Annotated in this window: 1 protein-coding gene; it reads right to left on the bottom strand. The window is 61.2% G+C overall.

What is annotated here, in order from left to right; translation table 11 throughout:
• On the bottom strand, nucleotides 1–275 hold a 275-nt coding region (locus D7X55_RS47575; RefSeq protein ID WP_233610503.1), incomplete at its 3' end, for an OB-fold nucleic acid binding domain-containing protein.
• Nucleotides 276–379 lie beyond the last annotated feature (104 nt).

Here is a 379-nt window from a genome sequence, read left to right as displayed (position 1 = left end):
GCCTGGATCTCGAACGACTGGCCCTTGCCCTGCGACTTCACCAGCGTGCCGGTGGCGATGACCGAGCAGCCGCTGGTCAGGCGCTTGATCTCATCGAAGTTGGCCAGGCTGTCGCCGGCCACGACCTGGATCGGGGCGAAGCAGGAGCCGTCGCTCACATTCACGAAGGCCAGATTCGCTGAACCGCGCACCGTGCGCACCCATCCGCGTACCGTGACTTCGCCGCCTTCCGGGATCTTCCCGGCGAGCGCATGTTCAACGCTGACCACCGTCATGACTTGAATCCTCTGCTGATCGACTCGATCTGTGAACACGGGAGTTTACCGGTTGCAGCGTTCTGTTTGCGAGGCATTTTTCGTGGCAACGGCTCCTTATAATG

It is taken from the genome of Corallococcus sp. AB049A, assembly GCF_003668885.1.
Lineage (GTDB): Bacteria > Myxococcota > Myxococcia > Myxococcales > Myxococcaceae > Corallococcus > Corallococcus interemptor.
This window is presented reverse-complemented; position numbering and strand designations above follow the sequence as displayed.